Genomic DNA, 18,370 nt, shown 5'->3' on the forward strand with positions numbered 1-18,370 from the left:
CTGACATGAAGAAGATAATTGCGTTTCTGGCGCTGGGGCTGATCGCCCAGGCACACGCCGAGGATATTCAGATCCAGATGACGGGCAACATTTACGCCAATACCTGCATCATCGACAGCGCCAGCCGGAACCTGACGGTGGATTTAGGTCAGGCGGCATCCGGTGATTTTAAAGACGTGGGCGATACCGGCCAGTGGAAAGACTTTTCCCTGTCAGTATCCCACTGCCCGCCAAGCCTCGCGCTTGCCACCGCCTATTTCTACGGCCAGGCGGACAGCACGCACCCCACTAAATTCGCCAATATCGGCAGCGCAAAGGGGCTGGCGCTGGAGCTGGCGGACCGGCAGGACAATATCCTCATCGCTCCGCAGGCGAGCTTTAACGCGGTGATTAATCAAAACGATCACACGGCCACCTTCCCACTCGCCGCACGCTACTACGCCACCTCCATGCCGGTAAGCGCAGGGACGTTCAGCAGCGTGGTGCAGGTGACCTTCACTTACCAGTAGGACCGCGCCCCTTAGCACGGATGCTTTTCCTGCGCCCGGCGGTCAGTGTTGCCGGGCGTTTTTTTACCTCGGGGACCTCTGGCTGTTCAATCGGAAAGATCGGCAGCGCGTTTAACAACCGTTGGCCGTAATTTTTAGTGAGCAGACGCTTGTCATAAATCACCACCTCCCCCCAGCAGCCGTGGCTACGGATCAGACGCCCGACCTGCTGAATAAGGTTAAACGACGCCGCAGGTAAACTCTGCACCTCAAACGGATAGCGGTTGAGGCTCTTCAGCCACTCGCCCTCGGTGATAACGACCGGGCTGTCGATGGGCGGGAAGGCAATTTTATGAATATGCACCTGCGTCAGGTAATTGCCCTTCAAATCCAGACCTTCTGCGAAGGACTGCAATCCCACCAGCACGCTGCGCTCGCCGTTATCGATGCGCTTGCGATGGGTTTCCACCAGCCGGTAACGGGGCTGGTCGCCCTGGACCAGCAGAAGCAGGCGCAGGTCGGTCACATGTTCCAGAAAACGCTGCATCGCCCGTCCGCTGGCAAACAGCACCAGCATACCGGGGTACTTTCTGCTCTCAACCTGTTCGCGGAAGTAGGCCGCCATTTCCGCAATGTGCTGCTCTTCGTTGTCGATCAGCGGCTCATACTTCATGCGCGGGATCACCAGCTTCCCCTGCTCGCAGTGGTTAAACGGCGAATCCAGCGCGACAAAACGATCGCCCGCTTTCTCTTTCAGGCCGCTCATCTCCTGCAGCCGCGAGAAGCTGTTCAGGGAGCGCAGCGTGGCGGAGGTCACGACCACGTGCGGCACGCTGCGCCAGATGAGCTTTTCCAGCTGATCGGCCACGCGGATGCCCACGCAGTGGAAAAACAGGTGGACCTGGCCGTCGCGCACTTCACGCGTGGCCCATTTGGTGACCGGCGCGCCCGACGCCTGCGCCATCGAGGCCAGCCGCCAGAGCTTGCTCTGCGCTTCGAACATGCCGAGCGCACGGTTCATTTGCAAAAGAATACGGTGCAGGCGAACAACGTCATGGGTGCCGGTTTTCTCGCTGAGATCGTTTAAGAACATCTCCGCCAGCCCGCGCAGCTTTTCAAGATGCTTCGCCAGCTGCTGGCAAATCTCCATCACCTCGTCCGGCAGTGCGCCCATCGCAAAGCGGTGTTCCGCCTCCTGGGTAGCGGGAAGATAAAGATTCAGGATGTTGTTCAGAGACGAGATAAGGCTGTAAACCTCTTCGCAGTGGTCGCTCAGACGCTCCGGCACCGCCAGCGGCGGCGTGGTTTTCGGGCGAAACTGCTCCATGCAGGTGGCGACAAGCTTGCAGAAGAGATCCAGCTGCAGGCGGAACCAGGGCGCGGTAATTTCTGCGCTCATCTCCAGCGCGTCGCGCGCCACGTCGGGCAGATGGTGGCCTTCGTCGAGCACCAGCAGCAGGTTTTTCGGCTCCGGCAGCACCGCTTCGCTCTCCAGCGCCGCCATCACCAGCGCGTGGTTAGCCACCACCACTTCGGCTTCCTGAATTTCGCGCCGCGCGACGAAGAACGGGCATTCGCGGTAGTAGTGGCAGTTGCGGTTCAGACAGCTGGCCTTGTCGGTGCTGAGCCTGCGCCACAGATCGTCGCTGATGGCTTTATCGGTGTGATCGCGCAGGCCGTCCCATTTATAGCCATCAAGATCGCCTTTCAGCGTTGCGCAGAGCTCCTGCTCGGCTTTGTTGTTGGGCGTGAGATCGTCGTCGAGGAACGCCAGCAGATCCTGTTGCGACGCCTCGCTGCTGGCAAGCCCTGCCAGGTTACGCGGGCAGACGTAGCGCCCGCGGCCAAAGGCGGCCGTAAACCGCAGGTCGGGGATGATTTTGCGCAGCAGGGGCAAATCTTTGCTGAAGATCTGGTCCTGCAAGGCCACGTTGGCGGTGCTGACCACCAGCGTTTTGTCCTCCTCCCGCGCGATGGCGATGCCGGGAATGAGATACGACAGGGTTTTCCCGACGCCGGTCGGGGCTTCAATCGCCAGATGTCGCCCGTCGTCCCCGGCGAGCGTTTTTGCCACGTCGGCAATCATCTGCCGCTGCGGCGCTCGGGGGATAAAATCGGGGATCTGCTGCTGTAGCGCCTTATACCAGGCGCCTATTTGCGCTTTCAGCGCCGCGGTTAAAGCCATTGGAAAACCTGAAATACTGTATAAACAGCCACTATTGTGGCACTTTCTCTTCGCTGCCGCAAAAAGAAAAGCCCGGCTTTACGACCGGGCTTCCAGATTACTGCGGGTTAGCAGGCTTGCGCGGGCGGCGTCGGCGCTGCCCTTCCCCTGCCGGCTTGCCTTCGCCGCTGCGCCACGGATTGTCACCGGCCGGTTTGCTGTCGTTGCTACGACGCGGCGGTTTGCCCGCTGTCTTCGGCGCGCCACCTTCAGCACGGCGCGGCTGCTGGCCGCGACCACCGCCGCCCTGACCGCGACCGCCCTGACGACCGTTCTGAATCGGCTCGGCTTTGATCGACGGATCCACTTCATAGCCCGGGGTTTCGATGCGCGGGATCTCTTTCTTCAGCAGGCGTTCGATGTCGCGCAGCAGCTTGTGCTCGTCCACGCACACCAGAGAGAGCGCTTCACCGGTGGCCGCCGCACGACCGGTACGGCCGATACGGTGCACGTAGTCTTCCGGCACGTTTGGCAGCTCGTAGTTCACCACGTGCGGCAGCTCTTCAATGTCGAGGCCACGGGCGGCGATGTCGGTCGCCACCAGCACGCGGATGTCGCCAGACTTGAAGTCCGCCAGCGCACGGGTACGCGCCCCCTGGCTCTTGTTGCCGTGGATCGCCGCGCTGCGGATGCCGTCTTTGTTCAGCTGTTCCGCCAGGTGGTTCGCGCCGTGCTTGGTGCGGGTAAAGACCAGCACCTGCTGCCAGTTACCCTGACCGATCATCTGGGAGAGCAGTTCGCGCTTGCGCTTTTTATCCACAAAGTGAACGTGCTGCGTCACCTGCTCAGAGGCAGTGTTGCGGCGCGCCACTTCCACTTCCAGCGGGTTATGCAGCAGCTTTTCCGCCAGCGCCTTGATCTCGTCGGAGAAGGTCGCGGAGAAGAGCAGGTTCTGACGACGCGGCGGCAGCTTGGCCAGCACGCGACGAATGTCGTGAATAAAGCCCATGTCGAGCATGCGGTCGGCTTCGTCCAGTACCAGAATTTCGATGTTATCCAGCTTCACCGCGTTCTGGTGTTCCAGATCCAGCAGACGGCCCGGCGTTGCCACCAGCACGTCCACGCCGCCGCGCAGCTTCATCATCTGCGGGTTGATGCTGACCCCGCCGAACACCACCAGCGAGCGAATGTTGAGATAGCGGCTGTAGTCACGCACGTTCTCGCCAATCTGCGCGGCCAGCTCGCGGGTTGGGGTGAGGATCAGGGCACGAACCGGACGACGGCCTTTGGCGTGCGGCTGGTTTTTTACCAGCAGCTCTAACAGCGGCAGCGTAAAGCCCGCGGTTTTACCGGTGCCGGTCTGGGCGCTGGCCATCAGGTCACGGCCCTGAAGAACGGCAGGAATAGCCTGCTGCTGGATTGGGGTTGGCTCAACGTAGCCCTGCTCTGCGATCGCGCGCAGAATTTCCGGGTTCAGGCCAAGGGAATCAAAAGACATAAAAACTCCGAACCGCCCCGACCATCACAGGTGTAGTTTTCAGGGAGATATAACAATTGAGAGGACAAAAACCACAATGTCGCGAAGGGGCGGAGTGTAGCAGCTTTTGTGACGTGGCGCATAAAATATCCCTCCGCGTTCCCTCGACGGGGATGCGAATCAGGCATAATCTTAATCAATCGATTGATTAATTTTTAATGCCGCCATGAATACAACACCCACAACAACCAAAGGTGAACAGGCCAAAAACCAGCTTATTGCCGCCGCGCTGGCGCAGTTTGGTGAGTATGGGCTGCACGCGACCACGCGCGATATCGCCGCGCTGGCCGGGCAAAACATTGCGGCGATTACCTACTATTTTGGCTCAAAAGAGGATTTATATCTCGCCTGCGCCGAGTGGATCGCCGATTTTATCGGCACGCAGTTTCACCCGCACGTTGAGGAGGCCACCGCGCTGCTCGGCCAGCCGTCGCCCGATCGCGAGGCCATCCGCCAGCTGATCCTCAGTGCCTGCCACAACATGATCCGCGTGCTGACGCACGACGATACGCTCAACCTGAGCAAGTTTATCTCCCGCGAGCAGCTCTCCCCCACTGCCGCCTACCAGCGGGTACACGATCGGGTGATTGCCCCGATGCATACCCACCTGACCCGGCTGATCGCCGCCTATACCGGGCGGGATGCCGGCGATACCGCGACAATTTTGCATACCCACGCCCTGCTGGGTGAAATCCTGGCCTTCCGTCTGGGCCGGGAAACCATCCTGTTACGCACCGGCTGAACACAATTTGATGAGGATAAAGCCGCGCAGATCGGTGAGGTGATCGCCTGTCATCTCGATCTGATCCTGCAAGGCTTAACGCAAAGGAGCCTGAAGTCATGAAAAAACCTGTCGCCATCATTCTGGTGGTCATTGTTTTGCTTGCCGCGGGCGTCGGTGGATGGCTGTGGTATCAGAGCCATCAGGATAAAGGCCTGACGCTGTACGGTAACGTGGATATTCGCACGGTGAACATGAGCTTCCGCGTCGGCGGACGTCTCGCCTCGCTGAACGTGGACGAAGGCGATGCCATTAAAAGCGGGCAGACGCTGGGGATGCTGGACAAAGCGCCCTATGAGAACGCGCTGCTGCAGGCCAAAGCGGGCGTCTCCGTTGCGCAGGCGCAGTATGACCTGATGCTGGCCGGCTATCGCGACGAAGAGATCGCCCAGGCCGCTGCCGCCGTCAAACAGGCGCAGGCGGCCTATGACTACGCGCAGAACTTCTACGCTCGCCAGCAGGGGCTCTGGAAAAGCCGCACCATTTCCGCGAATGACCTGGAAAATGCGCGCTCCTCCCGCGACCAGGCGCAGGCAACCCTGAAGTCCGCGCAGGATAAATTAAGCCAGTACCACACCGGTAACCGCCCGCAGGATATCGCCCAGGCGAAAGCCAGCCTTGAACAGGCGCAGGCCCAGCTGGCGCAGGCAGAGTTGGATCTGCACGACACCACGCTCATCGCACCGTCTGACGGCACGCTGATGACCCGCGCCGTCGAGCCGGGCAGCATGCTCAGCGCGGGCAGCACCGTGTTAACCCTCTCCCTGACCCGCCCGGTCTGGGTACGTGCCTACATTGATGAGCCTAATCTCGGCCAGATGCAGCCGGGCCGCGAGCTGCTGCTTTATACCGACGGTCGCCCGGACAAGCCGTATCACGGCAAGGTGGGCTTCGTCTCCCCTACCGCCGAATTCACGCCGAAAACGGTAGAAACGCCGGACCTGCGTACCGACCTGGTGTATCGCCTGCGCATCATCGTGACCGATGCGGACGACGCCCTGCGCCAGGGCATGCCCGTCACCGTAAAAGTGAACAGCGGGGAACGACATGAATGACGCGGTTATTCAGCTCAACAGTCTGGTTAAACGCTTTAAGGGGATGGATAAGCCTGCGGTCGCGCCGCTGAACTGCACCATCCGGAAAGGCTATGTGACCGGGCTGGTTGGTCCGGACGGCGCGGGGAAAACCACGCTGATGCGGATGCTGGCGGGGTTGCTGAAGCCGGATGAAGGCTCGGCCCGCGTGCTGGGCCTGGATCCGATTAAGGACGACGGCCCGCTCCACGCCATGCTCGGCTATATGCCGCAGAAGTTTGGCCTGTATGAAGACCTGACGGTAATGGAAAACCTGAACCTGTACGCCGACCTGCGCAGCGTCACCGGAGAAACCCGGGAGAAAACCTTCGCCCGCCTGCTGGAATTTACCTCGCTCGGCCCGTTCACCGACCGGCTGGCGGGCAAGCTCTCCGGCGGGATGAAGCAGAAGCTGGGTCTGGCCTGCACGCTGGTGGGCGAGCCGAAGGTGCTGCTGCTGGATGAGCCCGGCGTCGGCGTGGACCCGATTTCCCGCCGCGAGCTGTGGCAGATGGTGCACGAGCTGGCGGGCGACGGGATGCTGATCCTCTGGAGCACCTCCTACCTCGACGAAGCCGAGCAGTGCCGGGACGTGCTGCTGATGAACGAAGGCGAGCTGCTCTATCAGGGCGAGCCGACGACGCTGACGCAGAGCATGGCCGGGCGCAGCTTCCTGCTGCACAGCCCGCAGGCGTCCAACCGCTCGCTGCTGCAGCGGGTGCTCAGGCTGCCGCAGGTCAGCGACGGGATGATTCAGGGCCGCTCGGTGCGGGTCATCCTCAAAAAAGAGGCCACCGTCGACGATATTCGCCGGGCGCCTGGAATGCCGACGATTGAGATGGAAGAGACGGCGCCGCGTTTTGAAGATGCGTTCATCGACCTGCTGGGCGGCGCGGGGACCTCCGAGTCGCCGCTTGGGGCGATCCTGCACACGGTGGAAGGTACGCCAGGCGAAACGGTGATCGAAGCCAAATCCCTCACCAAAAAGTTCGGGGATTTCGCCGCTACCGACAACGTCAATTTTGCGGTGAAGCGCGGCGAGATTTTTGGTCTCCTCGGACCGAACGGCGCGGGAAAATCAACCACCTTTAAGATGATGTGCGGCCTGCTGGTGCCGACGTCCGGCAAAGCGCTGGTGCTGGATATGGATCTCAAAGTCAGCTCCGGCAAGGCGCGCCAGCACCTGGGCTATATGGCGCAGAAGTTCTCGCTGTACGGCAACCTGACGGTCGAGCAGAATCTGCGCTTTTTCTCCGGCGTGTACGGCCTGCGCGGACGGGCGCAGAACGAGAAAATCCGCCGCATGAGCGACGCCTTCGGGTTAACAACTATCGCTTCCCACGCCACCGACGAACTGCCGCTCGGCTTTAAGCAGCGGCTGGCGCTGGCCTGCTCGCTGATGCACGAGCCAGATATTCTGTTTCTGGACGAGCCGACCTCCGGCGTTGATCCCCTAACCCGCCGTGAGTTCTGGCTGCATATCAACAGCATGGTGGAAAAAGGGGTAACCGTCATGGTGACCACCCACTTTATGGACGAGGCGGAGTACTGCGACCGCATCGGGCTGGTGTATCGCGGCAAGCTGATTGCCCACGGCACGCCGGACGACCTGAAAAACCAGGCCGCCGACGATGAGGTCCCGGACCCGACCATGGAGCAGGCGTTTATCACCCTCATCCACGACTGGGATAAGGAGAATGCCCATGCGCAGTAACGCCCTTTCCTGGCGCCGGGTGCGCGCGCTGTGCGTTAAAGAGACGCGGCAGATCGTGCGCGATCCCAGCAGCTGGCTGATTGCGGTGGTGATCCCCCTGCTGCTGCTGTTTATCTTTGGTTACGGCATTAACCTGGACTCCAGCAAGCTGCGGGTCGGGATTTTACTCGAACAGCAGAGCGAAGAGGCGCTGGACTTTACCCACGCCATGACCGGTTCGCCCTACATTGATGCCACCATCAGCGACAACCGCCAGGAGCTGATCCAGAAGATGCAGGCCGGGAAGATTCGCGGTCTGATCGTCATTCCGGTGGATTTTGCCGCCAACATGGCGCGGGCGAATACCGATGCGCCGATCCAGGTCATCACTGACGGCAGCGAGCCAAACACCGCGAACTTCGTGCAGGGCTACGCGGAGGGGAGCTGGCAGCTCTGGCAAATGCAGCGCGCCGAAGATCGGGGTGAAGAATTTAAGCCGCTCATCGACGTGCAGACGCGCTACTGGTTTAACCCCGCCGCCATCAGCCAGCACTTTATTATTCCGGGCGCGGTGACGATTATTATGACGGTCATTGGCGCGATTCTGACCTCGCTGGTTATCGCCCGCGAGTGGGAGCGCGGCACCATGGAGGCGCTGCTTTCAACCGAAGTGACGCGCGTCGAGCTGCTGCTGTGCAAGCTTATTCCCTACTACTTCCTCGGCATGCTGGCGATGCTGCTCTGCATGCTGGTGTCCGTCTTTATCCTCGGCGTGCCGTACCGCGGCTCGCTGGTGGTGCTGTTCTTTATCACCAGCCTGTTTTTACTCAGCACGCTGGGGATGGGGCTGCTCATCTCCACCATCACCCGCAACCAGTTTAACGCCGCGCAGGTGGCGCTGAACGCCGCTTTCCTGCCGTCGATTATGCTGTCCGGGTTTATCTTCCAGATAGACAGCATGCCTGCCGTCATCCGCGCCGTGACCTACATTATCCCGGCGCGCTACTTCGTGAGCACCCTGCAAAGCCTGTTCCTGGCGGGGAATATTCCGGTAGTGCTGATTATCAACACGCTGTTTTTAATGGTGTCGGCGGTGATGTTTATCGGGTTGACGTGGATGAAAACCAAACGGCGGTTAGATTAAGGAGCGCGCATGTTTCACCGTTTATGGACGTTAATACGCAAAGAGCTGCAATCCCTGCTGCGCGAGCCGCAAACCCGCGCCATTCTGGTGTTGCCGGTGCTGATCCAGGTTTTACTGTTCCCGTTTGCCGCCACCCTTGAGGTGACCAACGCCACCATTGCCATTTACAACGAAGACAACGGCAAACACTCCGTCGAGCTGACGCAGCGCTTTGCGCGTGCGAAGGCCTTTACCCACATCCTGCTGCTGAAAAGTCCGCAGGACATTCAGCCCACCATCGACACGCAAAAAGCGCTGCTGCTGGTGCGATTCCCGGCGGATTTCTCCCGCAATCTGGATACCTTCCAGACCGCGCCGATGCAGCTGATCCTCGACGGGCGTAACTCCAACAGCGCCCAGATCGCAGCCAACTACCTCCAGCAGGTGGTGAAGGATTACCAGCAGGAGCTGATGGACGGCAAACCGAAGCCCAACAACAGCGAACTGGTGGTGCGCAACTGGTATAACCCGAATCTGGACTACAAGTGGTTTGTGGTGCCGTCGCTGATCGCCATGATCACCACCATCGGGGTGATGATTGTGACCTCTCTCTCCGTCGCCCGCGAGCGCGAACAGGGCACGCTGGATCAGCTGCTGGTCTCTCCGCTCGCCACCTGGCAAATTTTCGTCGGCAAAGCGGTACCGGCGCTAATTGTCGCCACCTTCCAGGCCACCATCGTGCTGGGCGTGGGAATATGGGCTTACCAGATCCCGTTCGCCGGATCGCTGGCGCTGTTTTACTTCACGATGGTGATTTACGGGCTGTCGCTGGTGGGGTTTGGGCTGCTGATTTCCGCACTCTGCTCGACGCAGCAGCAGGCGTTTATCGGAGTATTCGTCTTTATGATGCCCGCGATCCTGCTCTCCGGGTACGTCTCGCCGGTTGAGAATATGCCGGTGTGGCTCCAGGATCTGACGTGGATAAACCCGATACGGCACTTTACGGATATCACCAAGCAAATCTATCTGAAGGATGCGAGTCTGGATATTGTCTGGGGAAGTTTGTGGCCGCTACTGGTCATCGCGGCCACGACAGGCTCAGTGGCCTATGCGATGTTTAGACGCAACATCGCGTAGCTTTTTCTCTTTGGTCAGCAACGAGACCACCGCAGGCCCTGCGAGGATTGCCAGACCCGCCAGGGCCAGCAGCAGGTTGTTTTGCAGCACGCGTGACAGCAGCCACAGAACAATCATCGCCGCACCAAAGTACCATGTGGTGGTGAGCTCTTCGAGCACGTCACCCACCTCGCGCCAGCGCGCGTCATGGTGGCGCTGTAAAAACAGCATCGACAGCACGGTGACGCCGTAAAGGACGCATAGCCCCAGGCCAACACGTACCAGCGTGCCGCTCATCCAGCCCATCACCAGTACGGCCACGACCAGTAAATGCAACATTATCTGCCAGCAACTCAGGCCAGTTGCGACACGAACACGTTGTTGCCACTTCATGGCTTCTCTCCTGAAGGATTTTTCTCTGCTTAATCAGACTACCGCACTTTACGGAAAATTCCGTAACGCCGCATCTTTTTGTGACGACGACTACACTTTATTTTCATCGGGATAGTCACTCAGGAAGGAGCTTATGACGAAAAAAATGCAGCATTTCTCGCTTAAAGTGCTGACGATAAACATTCATAAGGGCTTCACAGCATTTAACCGCCGCTTCATTTTACCGGAGCTGCGCGACGCGGTGCGCACCGTCAGCGCGGATATTGTCTGCCTGCAGGAGGTGATGGGCGCGCACGAAGTACATCCGCTTCACTTTGAGAACTGGCCCGACACGCCGCACTATGAATTTCTGGCCGATACCATGTGGAGCGATTACGCCTACGGCCGCAACGCGGTCTATCCTGAAGGTCATCACGGCAACGCGGTGCTGTCGCGTTATCCCATTGAACATTATGAAAACCGCGACGTTTCCGTCGGGGAGAGCGAAAAACGCGGCCTGCTCTACTGCCGCATTACCCCGCCCGACCTTGAGCTGCCCATCCACGTCGGCTGCGTTCATCTGGGACTGCGCGAAGCCCATCGTCAGGCGCAGCTGAAAATGCTGGCCGAATGGGCCAACGCGCTGCCTGACGGTGAACCTGTTGTCGTGGCAGGCGATTTCAACGACTGGCGCCAGCGGGCAAACCATCCGTTGAAGGTGGATGCCGGGCTGGAGGAGATCTTCACCCGGGCGAACGGCAGGCCTGCGCGCACCTTTCCGGTCCGTTTCCCGCTGCTGCGGCTTGACCGCATCTACGTGAAAAATGCCCACGCCAGCAGCCCGACCGCCCTGGCGCTTCTCAACTGGCGGCATCTTTCCGACCATGCCCCGCTCAGCGCGGAGATCCACTTATGAAATGTTCCTGGCAGGAAGGCAACCGGATTACGCTGCTGGTCAACGGGGACGAGTATTACCCGGCCGTGTTTAAGGCAATTGATAACGCCCAGCAGAAAGTGATCCTCGAAACCTTTATCTGGTTCGAAGACAACGTCGGCAAGCAGCTGCACAGCGTGCTCCTGCGCGCCGCACAGCGCGGCGTCAAAATTGAAGTACTGCTGGATGGCTACGGCTCGCCGGACCTCAGCGATGCGTTCGTCAATGAACTGACCGCCGCAGGCGTGGTATTCCGCTACTACGATCCCGGCCCTCGCCTGTTCGGCATGCGGACCAACCTTTTCCGCCGAATGCACCGCAAAATTGTGGTGGTGGATGAGACGGTAGCGTTTGTCGGCGGCATTAACTACTCGGCGGAACATATGTCCGACTACGGCCCGGAAGCGAAGCAGGATTACGCCATTCGCATTGAAGGCCCGGTAGTGCAGGATATCTTGCTGTTTGAGCTGGAGAACCTGCCGGGGAAAGAGGCCGTACGCCGCTGGTGGCGACGCCGCCATCGCCCGGAAGAGAACCGGAAGCCCGGCGAAGCGCAGGCGCTTTTCGTCTGGCGCGACAACGGCGAGCACCGGGACGACATTGAACGTCACTATCTCAAGATGCTGGCCAACGCCAAGCGCGAAGTGATCATCGCTAACGCCTACTTTTTCCCGGGCTATCGACTGCTGCATGCCATGCGAAATGCTGCAAGACGCGGCGTGCGCGTGAAGCTGATTGTCCAGGGCGAGCCGGATATGCCGATCGTCAAAGTCGGGGCGCGGCTGCTGTACAACTACCTGGTGAAGGGCGGCGTCCAGATCTACGAATATCGCCGCCGACCGCTGCACGGCAAAGTCGCGCTGATGGACGATCACTGGGCCACCGTGGGCTCCAGCAACCTCGATCCGCTGAGCCTGTCGCTTAACCTTGAAGCCAACCTGATCATTCACGATCGCCAGTTTAATCAGACCCTGCGGGATAACCTGCAGGCGTTGATCGTTAACGACTGCGTGCGCGTGGATGAGTCTATGGTTCCCAAACGCACCTGGTGGAACCTGGGCATCAGCGTGGTGGTGTTCCACTTCCTGCGGCATTTCCCGGCGATGGTCGGCTGGCTGCCGGCGCATACGCCGAAGCTGGCGCAGGTGGACCCGCCGGTACAACCCGAAATGGAAACCCAGGACCGCATAGAAGCGGAAGACGGAGGCAAACCCTGATGTCAAAATCGCATCCACGCTGGCGACTGGCAAAAAAGATCCTCACCTGGGTGTTTTTTATTGCCGTCGCGGTGCTGCTGGTGGTCTACGCGCAGAAAGTGGACTGGGAAGAGGTGTGGAAGGTCATCCGCAACTATAACCGGATGGTGCTGCTGGGCGCGACGGGGCTGGTTATCGTGAGCTACCTGATGTACGGCTGCTATGATCTGCTGGGTCGGGCCTACTGCGGCCACAAGCTGGCCAAACGTCAGGTGATGCTGGTGTCGTTTATCTGCTACGCCTTTAACCTGACGCTGAGCACCTGGGTCGGGGGGATTGGCATGCGCTATCGCCTCTACTCGCGGCTCGGCCTGCCGGGCGGGACCATCACGCGTATTTTTTCCCTGAGCATTACCACCAACTGGCTGGGCTATATCCTGCTCGGCGGGGTGATCTTCACCATCGGCGTCGTGCAGCTGCCCGCGCACTGGTATATCGACGAGGCCACGCTGCGCATTCTGGGCATCGTGCTGCTGCTGATTATCGCCGTTTATCTCTGGGCCTGCGCGTTTGCAAAGCGCCGCCATATGACCATCAAAGGGCAAAAGCTGGTCCTGCCCTCGTGGAAGTTTGCGGTGCTGCAGATGGCGGTCTCCAGCGCCAACTGGATGGCCATGGGGGCCATCATCTGGCTGCTGATTGGCGAGGACGTCAATTACTTCTTCGTGCTGGGCGTGCTGCTGGTGAGCAGCATTGCCGGGGTGATTGTGCACATTCCGGCGGGGATCGGCGTGCTGGAGGCGGTGTTTATTGCCCTGCTGGCCGGGGAGCATGTTTCTCAGGGAACGATTATCGCCGCCCTGCTGGCGTACAGGATGCTGTATTACTTCCTGCCGCTGGCGCTGGCAACGATCTGCTATCTGGTGCTGGAAAGTCGGGCGAAAAAGCTGCGGGCGAAGAATGAGAGGATGCTAGCGAAGTGAATAAGTCGGGTGGCGGCTTCGCCTTACCCGACCTACGGTTCGCGATTCGCAGGACGGGTAAGGCGAAGCCGCCACCCGGCAAAGCAACCTTAGCGACGGTTGCCTAAAATCCGCAGCAGCATCAGGAACAGGTTGATGAAGTCCAGATAGAGCGTCAGCGCGCCCAGAATCGAGTATTTGCGCAGGTTGGAACTGTCGCGCACGTCGATCTGCTCGCCGATGTTTTTCAGCTTCTGCGTGTCATAAGCCGTCAACCCGACGAAGAGCACCACCCCGATATAGGTCACGGCCCACATCAGCGCGTCGCTCTTGAGCCACAGGTTCACCAGTGACGCCAGCACAATCCCGATCAGCCCCATAAACAGCATGCTGCCGAAACCGCTCAGATCGCGCTTCGTGGTGTAGCCGTACAGACTCATCGCGCCAAACATCCCGCCGGTGACCACGAAGGTGCTGGCGATGGATGAGTAGGTGTAAACGATGAAAATACTGGAAAGCGTCAGCCCCGTTAGCGCTGAATAGAGCATAAACAGAGTCGTTGCCATGCCGGCACTTAGCTTATGCACCAGACCCGAAAGCACAAACACCAGCGCCAGCTGCGCGATAATCAGCCCAAAGAAGGTGATTTTGCTGGAGAAGATAAACATCATCAGCTCCGGCGTATTCGCCGCATACCACGCGATAAACGCGGTAAGCAGCAGGCCAACCGTCATCCAGCCGTACACCTGCGCCATATACGTCTGCAGGCCGCTACGGGTCTGCTGCACTATTGAATCGGAACGCGGAAATCGGTCCATGATTCACTCCTGATTAAGATTAAGTAGACACACTCGTTAAGAGTAACACATCCACGTAAACCGACTACCAACGGCTGGCGGCCTGTTTATCGCTATCGCGAGATTCCACCCAGCGGTCGCCTTCCGGCGTGGCTTCGCGCTTCCAGAACGGCGCTTTGGTTTTAAGGTAATCCATAATGAACTCCCCTGCCGCAAACGCGCTGCCGCGGTGCGCGCTGGTCACCCCGACAAAGACAATCTCCTCGCCGGGCCACATCTCGCCGATACGGTGAATCACCGTGACGCGCCCGAGCGGCCAGCGGTCCCGCGCCTCGTCCACTATCTCCGCCAGCGATTTTTCCGTCATGCCGGGATAGTGCTCCAGCGTCAGCGCCTTCACGCTGTCACCGAGGTTGTGATTGCGCACTTTGCCGGTAAAGGTCACGACCGCACCGTCTTCGTCGCGTTCCGCCAGCCAGCTGTATTCCGTCCCTACGTTAAAGCGCTCAGGGCCAACCAGAATGCGGGTTTCACTCATATTAGCCCCCTGTGACCGGCGGGAAGAAGGCCACTTCATCCCCGGCCTTCAGCGGATGGGTAAGCTCCACCAGCGTCTGGTTAACGGCGGCCAGCAGCTTGCCTTCGTCGAGCGCCAGCGCCCAGCGGTCGCTCTGTGCCGCCAGATGCGCACGCAGGGCCGCAACGTTTTCAAAAGACGCATCCAGCGTCAGGCTGTCGGTATTCACCAGCTCGCGCACCTGCGCAAAAAAGAGCACCTTAATCATGGCTGTCCACCTTAAAATCTCCGGATTTGCCGCCGCTTTTTGCCAGCAGGCGAACCGGGCCAATCACCATGTCTTTCTGCACCGCTTTGCACATGTCGTAGATGGTCAGCGCGGCCACGGACGCTGCCGTCAGCGCCTCCATCTCCACGCCGGTTTTGCCGGTTAAGCGGCACAGCGATTCAATACGCACGCGGCTCTGCTCCGGCTGCGCCTGCAGGTTCACTTCCACCTTGCCCAGCATCAGCGGATGGCACAGCGGAATGAGATCCCAGGTGCGCTTGGCGGCCTGAATCCCTGCGATGCGCGCGGTGGCAAAGACGTCTCCCTTGTGATGGCTGCCGTCGATGATCATCGCCAGCGTTTCCGGCAGCATGGTGACGAACGCTTCGGCGCGCGCCTCGCGCACCGTTTCCGCTTTGGCGGAGACGTCCACCATATGCGCTTCGCCCGCGGCGTTAATGTGGGTCAGTTGTGACATAGCTTATTTCTTTAAATGGGGATGGAAATTACACGGACGGGTACGGGCATCCAGCTGCGGAGCGATGATGTTTTCCCACGCGGTGCGGCAGGCTTTGGTCGAGCCCGGCATGGCGAAAATCAGGGTGTTGTTCGCCACCCCGGCAACGGCGCGCGACTGGAGCGTGGAGGTGCCAATCTCTTCAAAGGAGAGCATGCGGAACACCTCGCCGAAGCCTTCCACCTCGCGATCGAACAGCGGGATCAGCGCTTCAGGCGCCTGATCGCCTGCGGTAAAGCCGGTGCCGCCGGTGATCAGCACCACCTGCACCTCATCGCTGGCGATCCACTGAGAGACCTGCGCGCGAATGGCGTAGCGGTTCTCCTTCACGATCGCTTTATCGACGATGTGATGCCCCGCGTCATGGGCCGCCTCGCGCAGCCAGTGGCCGGAGGTATCATCCTCTTCGCCACGGCGGTCGGAAACGGTAAGGATAGCAATGCGTGTCGGGATAAATTCTGCGCTTACCTGACTCATCTTCTGATTCCTTCTTAAGCCTGATTACCCGCCGATGTAAGACAGGTTCTGAGTAATGCCGGTATTGCCCTGATGCAGGAAGTGGGTCTGTTTTTTATGCGTCAGCGCTTCAGAAATGCGCGCTTCAAGTGCCTCCTGCTGGGCATCGTCTGCCAGCAGATCGCGCAGGTCCACGCCGCCGTCCCCGAACAGGCACAGGTGCAGCTTGCCGACGGAAGAGACGCGCAGGCGGTTGCAGCTGGCGCAGAAGTCTTTCTCGTAAGGCATGATAAGCCCAATTTCGCCTTCGTAATCAGGATGGCAGAAGACCTGCGCCGGGCCGTCGCTGCGCTGGCGGATCTGGTGGATCCAGCCGCGTTTCAGCAGCGCGTCGCGCAGGACCATGCCGGAGATGTGATGACGACGGAACAGCTCGCTGCCCTCGCCGGTTTCCATCAGCTCAATAAAGCGCAGCTGAATGGGGCGGGATTTGATCCAGGCGAGGAAGGTGTCCAGCTGATGGTGGTTGACGTCGCGCATCAGCACCGTATTGACTTTGACCTTCTCGAACCCGGCGCTGAACGCCGCGTCGATGCCGTCCATCACCTGGAGGAATTTATCCTGGCCGGTAATGGCGTGAAACTGGCGGGCGTCGAGACTGTCCACGCTGACGTTAATGGCGGTTAAGCCCGCATCGCGCCAGGTGGCCACGTCGCGCGCCATGCGGTAACCGTTGGTGGTCACGGCAATCTGGCGAATGCGGTCGTTTTCACGCACGGCAGCAATGATGTCCGGGAAATCACGGCGCAGAGAGGGTTCACCGCCGGTCAGACGCACTTTTTCGGTGCCGAGCTCAGAGAAGGCGCGCGTGACGCGGCGCACTTCATCCACGGAGAGAAAGCCGTTATTGGTGACGCTGCCCGGTTTGTAGCCGTCGGGCAGGCAGTAGGTGCAACGGAAGTTGCACACATCGGTAATTGACAGACGTAAGTAATAAAACTTACGCGCGAAAGCATCAGTAAGTTGTGAAGCCATGTACACCTTTCCAGATACGGGAGGCACAGTCATTTCTTTCTGTACCCTGGTGGCAAATTCGCCACGGCCAGAGCGCCATATCTTTCGACACAGGCACAAGGGCTAGAGTGTATGTTTTCAGTGTTGAAAACGTGGTTAAGGCGATAGTAGCGCGGAAAGTCTGACAGCGCCATTATCGCTTTTCGCTATATAATTACGTATATAGCGAATCAATCCTGCATTTTCGCTACAGAATACCTAAAAACTGCACTTTCACATTGATATACGTCATTTTGCTTCGGGTGAGGCATCGTCTTTTAGGGGTAGTTAGGTTACTGTTACGCGATCGAACGTGATAAGGAATACGTATGCGCAATCGCACTTTTGCGGATCTTGACCGAGTGGTCGCTCTTGGCGGAGGCCACGGCCTGGGCCGCGTTATGTCCTCTTTGTCGTCACTCGGCTCAAGGCTGACAGGGATAGTGACCACCACCGATAACGGCGGCTCAACCGGGCGGATCAGACGTGCCGAAGGCGGTATTGCCTGGGGCGATATGCGCAACTGCCTGAACCAGTTAATTACCGAGCCGAGCGTCGCGTCGGCGATGTTTGAGTACCGTTTTGGCGGCAATGGCGAACTTTCCGGACATAACCTCGGAAATCTGATGTTAAAGGCGCTGGATCACTTGAGCGTAAGGCCTCTCGAAGCCATCAATCTGATCCGTAACCTGCTCAAAGTGGACGCATTCCTGATCCCCATGTCTGAACAACCGGTTGACTTGATGGCCATCGACGCCGAAGGGCATGAAGTGTACGGCGAGGTGAATATTGACCAGCTTCTGCTGCCGCCCAAAGAGCTGATGACTTACCCGAGCGTGCCGGCGACGCGTGAAGCCGTAGAAGCAATTGGCGATGCGGATTTAATTCTGATCGGTCCGGGCAGCTTTTACACCAGCCTGATGCCGATCCTGCTGGTGAAAGAGCTGGCGCAGGCGCTGCGCCGCACCCCGGCGCCGATGGTCTACATCGGCAATTTAGGGCGTGAGCTGAGTCCGGCCGCGGCGAGCCTGTCGCTGGCGGACAAGCTCAACCTGATGGAGCAGTACGTCGGTAAGAAAATTATCGACGGTGTCGTGGTTGGGCCAAAAGTGGATGTGACAGGGATTGGCGATCGCGTGGTGGTTCAGGAGCCGCTGGAAGCCAGCGATATTAAATATCGTCACGACCGCCACCTGCTGCGCGAGGCGCTGGAGAAAGCAATTCAGGCGTTGGGTTAACAAAAACCCCGGTGGCGCTGCGCTTACCGGGGTGACAAAAGACGCTAAACCTGTAGGCCCGGTAAGCGCAGCGCCACCGGGCAAA

Annotated in this window: 18 protein-coding genes, 1 pseudogene and 1 riboswitch; of the genes and pseudogenes, 10 read left to right on the forward strand and 9 right to left on the reverse strand. The window is 59.4% G+C overall.

What is annotated here, in order from left to right; translation table 11 throughout:
• Positions 1 to 5: 5 nt before the first annotated feature.
• Positions 6 to 509 carry a fimbrial protein gene (locus tag HMPREF3143_RS06785; protein ID WP_021240983.1) on the forward strand — a complete coding sequence of 168 codons (504 nt, stop codon included), beginning with the start codon at positions 6 to 8 and terminating at the stop codon, positions 507 to 509.
• On the opposite strand, the gene dinG is transcribed toward HMPREF3143_RS06785, so the two are convergent.
• Positions 496 to 2,673 carry an ATP-dependent DNA helicase DinG gene (gene dinG, locus HMPREF3143_RS06790; protein WP_070532363.1) on the reverse strand — a complete coding sequence of 726 codons (2,178 nt, stop codon included), beginning with the start codon at positions 2,671 to 2,673 and terminating at the stop codon, positions 496 to 498. The two genes, HMPREF3143_RS06785 and dinG, sit on opposite strands and share 14 nt — an antisense overlap.
• 97 nt (positions 2,674 to 2,770) lie before the next feature.
• Positions 2,771 to 4,150, reverse strand: coding sequence for an ATP-dependent RNA helicase RhlE (gene rhlE, locus HMPREF3143_RS06795; protein ID WP_023292954.1), 1,380 nt, complete (start codon positions 4,148 to 4,150; stop codon positions 2,771 to 2,773).
• A 205-nt stretch (positions 4,151 to 4,355) separates the two neighbouring features.
• Between rhlE and cecR the strand changes: the two are divergent.
• From cecR to HMPREF3143_RS06820, 5 genes and pseudogenes are all read left to right on the forward strand, one after another.
• Positions 4,356 to 5,033: pseudogene (cecR, locus tag HMPREF3143_RS06800) on the forward strand (transcriptional regulator CecR).
• Positions 5,030 to 6,025 (forward strand): secretion protein HlyD, encoded by a 996-nt coding sequence (hlyD, locus tag HMPREF3143_RS06805; RefSeq protein ID WP_047745315.1) that lies wholly within the window; start codon positions 5,030 to 5,032, stop codon positions 6,023 to 6,025. The pseudogene cecR and the gene hlyD overlap by 4 nt, the downstream one beginning before the upstream one ends.
• Positions 6,018 to 7,757, forward strand: a complete 1,740-nt coding sequence (locus HMPREF3143_RS06810) for an ATP-binding cassette domain-containing protein (protein WP_070532370.1) — start codon at positions 6,018 to 6,020, stop codon at positions 7,755 to 7,757. The genes hlyD and HMPREF3143_RS06810 overlap by 8 nt, the downstream gene beginning before the upstream one ends.
• A complete protein-coding gene (locus HMPREF3143_RS06815; protein ID WP_070532373.1) occupies positions 7,747 to 8,880 on the forward strand; it encodes an ABC transporter permease in 1,134 nt (377 codons plus the stop codon). Before HMPREF3143_RS06810 ends, HMPREF3143_RS06815 begins: the two co-directional genes overlap by 11 nt.
• 9 nt (positions 8,881 to 8,889) lie before the next feature.
• The gene (locus tag HMPREF3143_RS06820) at positions 8,890 to 9,996 is read left to right on the forward strand and encodes an ABC transporter permease (RefSeq protein ID WP_008501150.1); all 1,107 of its coding nucleotides are present in this window, start codon (positions 8,890 to 8,892) and stop codon (positions 9,994 to 9,996) included.
• Here the strand turns inward: HMPREF3143_RS06820 and HMPREF3143_RS06825 are convergent.
• Positions 9,958 to 10,368, reverse strand: coding sequence for a YbhQ family protein (locus tag HMPREF3143_RS06825; protein WP_008501149.1), 411 nt, complete (start codon positions 10,366 to 10,368; stop codon positions 9,958 to 9,960). The two genes, HMPREF3143_RS06820 and HMPREF3143_RS06825, sit on opposite strands and share 39 nt — an antisense overlap.
• Positions 10,369 to 10,501: 133 nt before the next feature.
• Between HMPREF3143_RS06825 and HMPREF3143_RS06830 the strand changes: the two genes are divergently transcribed.
• From HMPREF3143_RS06830 to HMPREF3143_RS06840, 3 genes are read left to right on the forward strand one after another with little or no spacing between them, the layout of a single operon-like run.
• The gene (locus tag HMPREF3143_RS06830) at positions 10,502 to 11,263 is read left to right on the forward strand and encodes an endonuclease/exonuclease/phosphatase family protein (RefSeq protein ID WP_008501148.1); all 762 of its coding nucleotides are present in this window, start codon (positions 10,502 to 10,504) and stop codon (positions 11,261 to 11,263) included.
• The gene (gene clsB / locus HMPREF3143_RS06835; protein ID WP_023343620.1) at positions 11,260 to 12,498 is read left to right on the forward strand and encodes a cardiolipin synthase ClsB; all 1,239 of its coding nucleotides are present in this window, start codon (positions 11,260 to 11,262) and stop codon (positions 12,496 to 12,498) included. Before HMPREF3143_RS06830 ends, clsB begins: the two co-directional genes overlap by 4 nt.
• On the forward strand, positions 12,498 to 13,460 hold the full coding sequence (locus HMPREF3143_RS06840; RefSeq protein WP_023292958.1) for a lysylphosphatidylglycerol synthase domain-containing protein: 963 nt from the start codon (positions 12,498 to 12,500) through the stop codon (positions 13,458 to 13,460). The genes clsB and HMPREF3143_RS06840 overlap by 1 nt, the downstream gene beginning before the upstream one ends.
• A gap of 89 nt (positions 13,461 to 13,549) precedes the next feature.
• On the opposite strand, the gene HMPREF3143_RS06845 is transcribed toward HMPREF3143_RS06840, so the two are convergent.
• From HMPREF3143_RS06845 to moaA, 6 genes are all read right to left on the reverse strand, one after another.
• Positions 13,550 to 14,257 (reverse strand): Bax inhibitor-1/YccA family protein, encoded by a 708-nt coding sequence (locus tag HMPREF3143_RS06845; RefSeq protein ID WP_008501145.1) that lies wholly within the window; start codon positions 14,255 to 14,257, stop codon positions 13,550 to 13,552.
• A 64-nt stretch (positions 14,258 to 14,321) separates the two neighbouring features.
• Positions 14,322 to 14,774 (reverse strand): molybdopterin synthase catalytic subunit MoaE, encoded by a 453-nt coding sequence (gene moaE, locus HMPREF3143_RS06850; protein WP_059362980.1) that lies wholly within the window; start codon positions 14,772 to 14,774, stop codon positions 14,322 to 14,324.
• 1 nt (position 14,775) lies between these two features.
• Positions 14,776 to 15,021, reverse strand: coding sequence for a molybdopterin synthase sulfur carrier subunit (gene moaD / locus HMPREF3143_RS06855; protein WP_008501143.1), 246 nt, complete (start codon positions 15,019 to 15,021; stop codon positions 14,776 to 14,778).
• Positions 15,014 to 15,499, reverse strand: coding sequence for a cyclic pyranopterin monophosphate synthase MoaC (moaC, locus tag HMPREF3143_RS06860; RefSeq protein WP_070532377.1), 486 nt, complete (start codon positions 15,497 to 15,499; stop codon positions 15,014 to 15,016). The genes moaD and moaC overlap by 8 nt, the downstream gene beginning before the upstream one ends.
• A 3-nt stretch (positions 15,500 to 15,502) precedes the next feature.
• Entirely contained in the window at positions 15,503 to 16,015 is a 513-nt protein-coding gene (moaB, locus tag HMPREF3143_RS06865) for a molybdenum cofactor biosynthesis protein B (protein WP_023292963.1), read from the reverse strand.
• A gap of 24 nt (positions 16,016 to 16,039) precedes the next feature.
• Positions 16,040 to 17,029, reverse strand: coding sequence for a GTP 3',8-cyclase MoaA (gene moaA, locus HMPREF3143_RS06870; RefSeq protein ID WP_070532380.1), 990 nt, complete (start codon positions 17,027 to 17,029; stop codon positions 16,040 to 16,042).
• A riboswitch (molybdenum cofactor riboswitch) is annotated at positions 17,017 to 17,151 on the reverse strand. Its footprint overlaps the gene before it by 13 nt.
• 225 nt (positions 17,152 to 17,376) lie before the next feature.
• Here moaA and yvcK point away from each other — a divergent pair.
• The gene (gene yvcK / locus HMPREF3143_RS06875) at positions 17,377 to 18,285 is read left to right on the forward strand and encodes a uridine diphosphate-N-acetylglucosamine-binding protein YvcK (RefSeq protein ID WP_039024400.1); all 909 of its coding nucleotides are present in this window, start codon (positions 17,377 to 17,379) and stop codon (positions 18,283 to 18,285) included.
• Positions 18,286 to 18,370: the final 85 nt, after the last annotated feature.

It is taken from the genome of Enterobacter sp. HMSC16D10, from assembly GCF_001807145.1.
GTDB lineage: Bacteria > Pseudomonadota > Gammaproteobacteria > Enterobacterales > Enterobacteriaceae > Enterobacter > Enterobacter roggenkampii.

Excerpts from the sequence above, each read along its gene's own strand:
- HMPREF3143_RS06785 (WP_021240983.1), top strand. The coding sequence starts at position 6 with ATGAAGAAGATAATTGCGTTTCTGGCGCTGGGGCTGATCGCCCAGGCA.
- dinG (WP_070532363.1), bottom strand. The coding sequence starts at position 2,673 with ATGGCTTTAACCGCGGCGCTGAAAGCGCAAATAGGCGCCTGGTATAAG.
- rhlE (WP_023292954.1), bottom strand. The coding sequence starts at position 4,150 with ATGTCTTTTGATTCCCTTGGCCTGAACCCGGAAATTCTGCGCGCGATC.
- hlyD (WP_047745315.1), top strand. The coding sequence starts at position 5,030 with ATGAAAAAACCTGTCGCCATCATTCTGGTGGTCATTGTTTTGCTTGCC.
- HMPREF3143_RS06810 (WP_070532370.1), top strand. The coding sequence starts at position 6,018 with ATGAATGACGCGGTTATTCAGCTCAACAGTCTGGTTAAACGCTTTAAG.
- HMPREF3143_RS06815 (WP_070532373.1), top strand. The coding sequence starts at position 7,747 with ATGCGCAGTAACGCCCTTTCCTGGCGCCGGGTGCGCGCGCTGTGCGTT.
- HMPREF3143_RS06820 (WP_008501150.1), top strand. The coding sequence starts at position 8,890 with ATGTTTCACCGTTTATGGACGTTAATACGCAAAGAGCTGCAATCCCTG.
- HMPREF3143_RS06825 (WP_008501149.1), bottom strand. The coding sequence starts at position 10,368 with ATGAAGTGGCAACAACGTGTTCGTGTCGCAACTGGCCTGAGTTGCTGG.
- HMPREF3143_RS06830 (WP_008501148.1), top strand. The coding sequence starts at position 10,502 with ATGACGAAAAAAATGCAGCATTTCTCGCTTAAAGTGCTGACGATAAAC.
- clsB (WP_023343620.1), top strand. The coding sequence starts at position 11,260 with ATGAAATGTTCCTGGCAGGAAGGCAACCGGATTACGCTGCTGGTCAAC.
- HMPREF3143_RS06840 (WP_023292958.1), top strand. The coding sequence starts at position 12,498 with ATGTCAAAATCGCATCCACGCTGGCGACTGGCAAAAAAGATCCTCACC.
- HMPREF3143_RS06845 (WP_008501145.1), bottom strand. The coding sequence starts at position 14,257 with ATGGACCGATTTCCGCGTTCCGATTCAATAGTGCAGCAGACCCGTAGC.
- moaE (WP_059362980.1), bottom strand. The coding sequence starts at position 14,774 with ATGAGTGAAACCCGCATTCTGGTTGGCCCTGAGCGCTTTAACGTAGGG.
- moaD (WP_008501143.1), bottom strand. The coding sequence starts at position 15,021 with ATGATTAAGGTGCTCTTTTTTGCGCAGGTGCGCGAGCTGGTGAATACC.
- moaC (WP_070532377.1), bottom strand. The coding sequence starts at position 15,499 with ATGTCACAACTGACCCACATTAACGCCGCGGGCGAAGCGCATATGGTG.
- moaB (WP_023292963.1), bottom strand. The coding sequence starts at position 16,015 with ATGAGTCAGGTAAGCGCAGAATTTATCCCGACACGCATTGCTATCCTT.
- moaA (WP_070532380.1), bottom strand. The coding sequence starts at position 17,029 with ATGGCTTCACAACTTACTGATGCTTTCGCGCGTAAGTTTTATTACTTA.
- yvcK (WP_039024400.1), top strand. The coding sequence starts at position 17,377 with ATGCGCAATCGCACTTTTGCGGATCTTGACCGAGTGGTCGCTCTTGGC.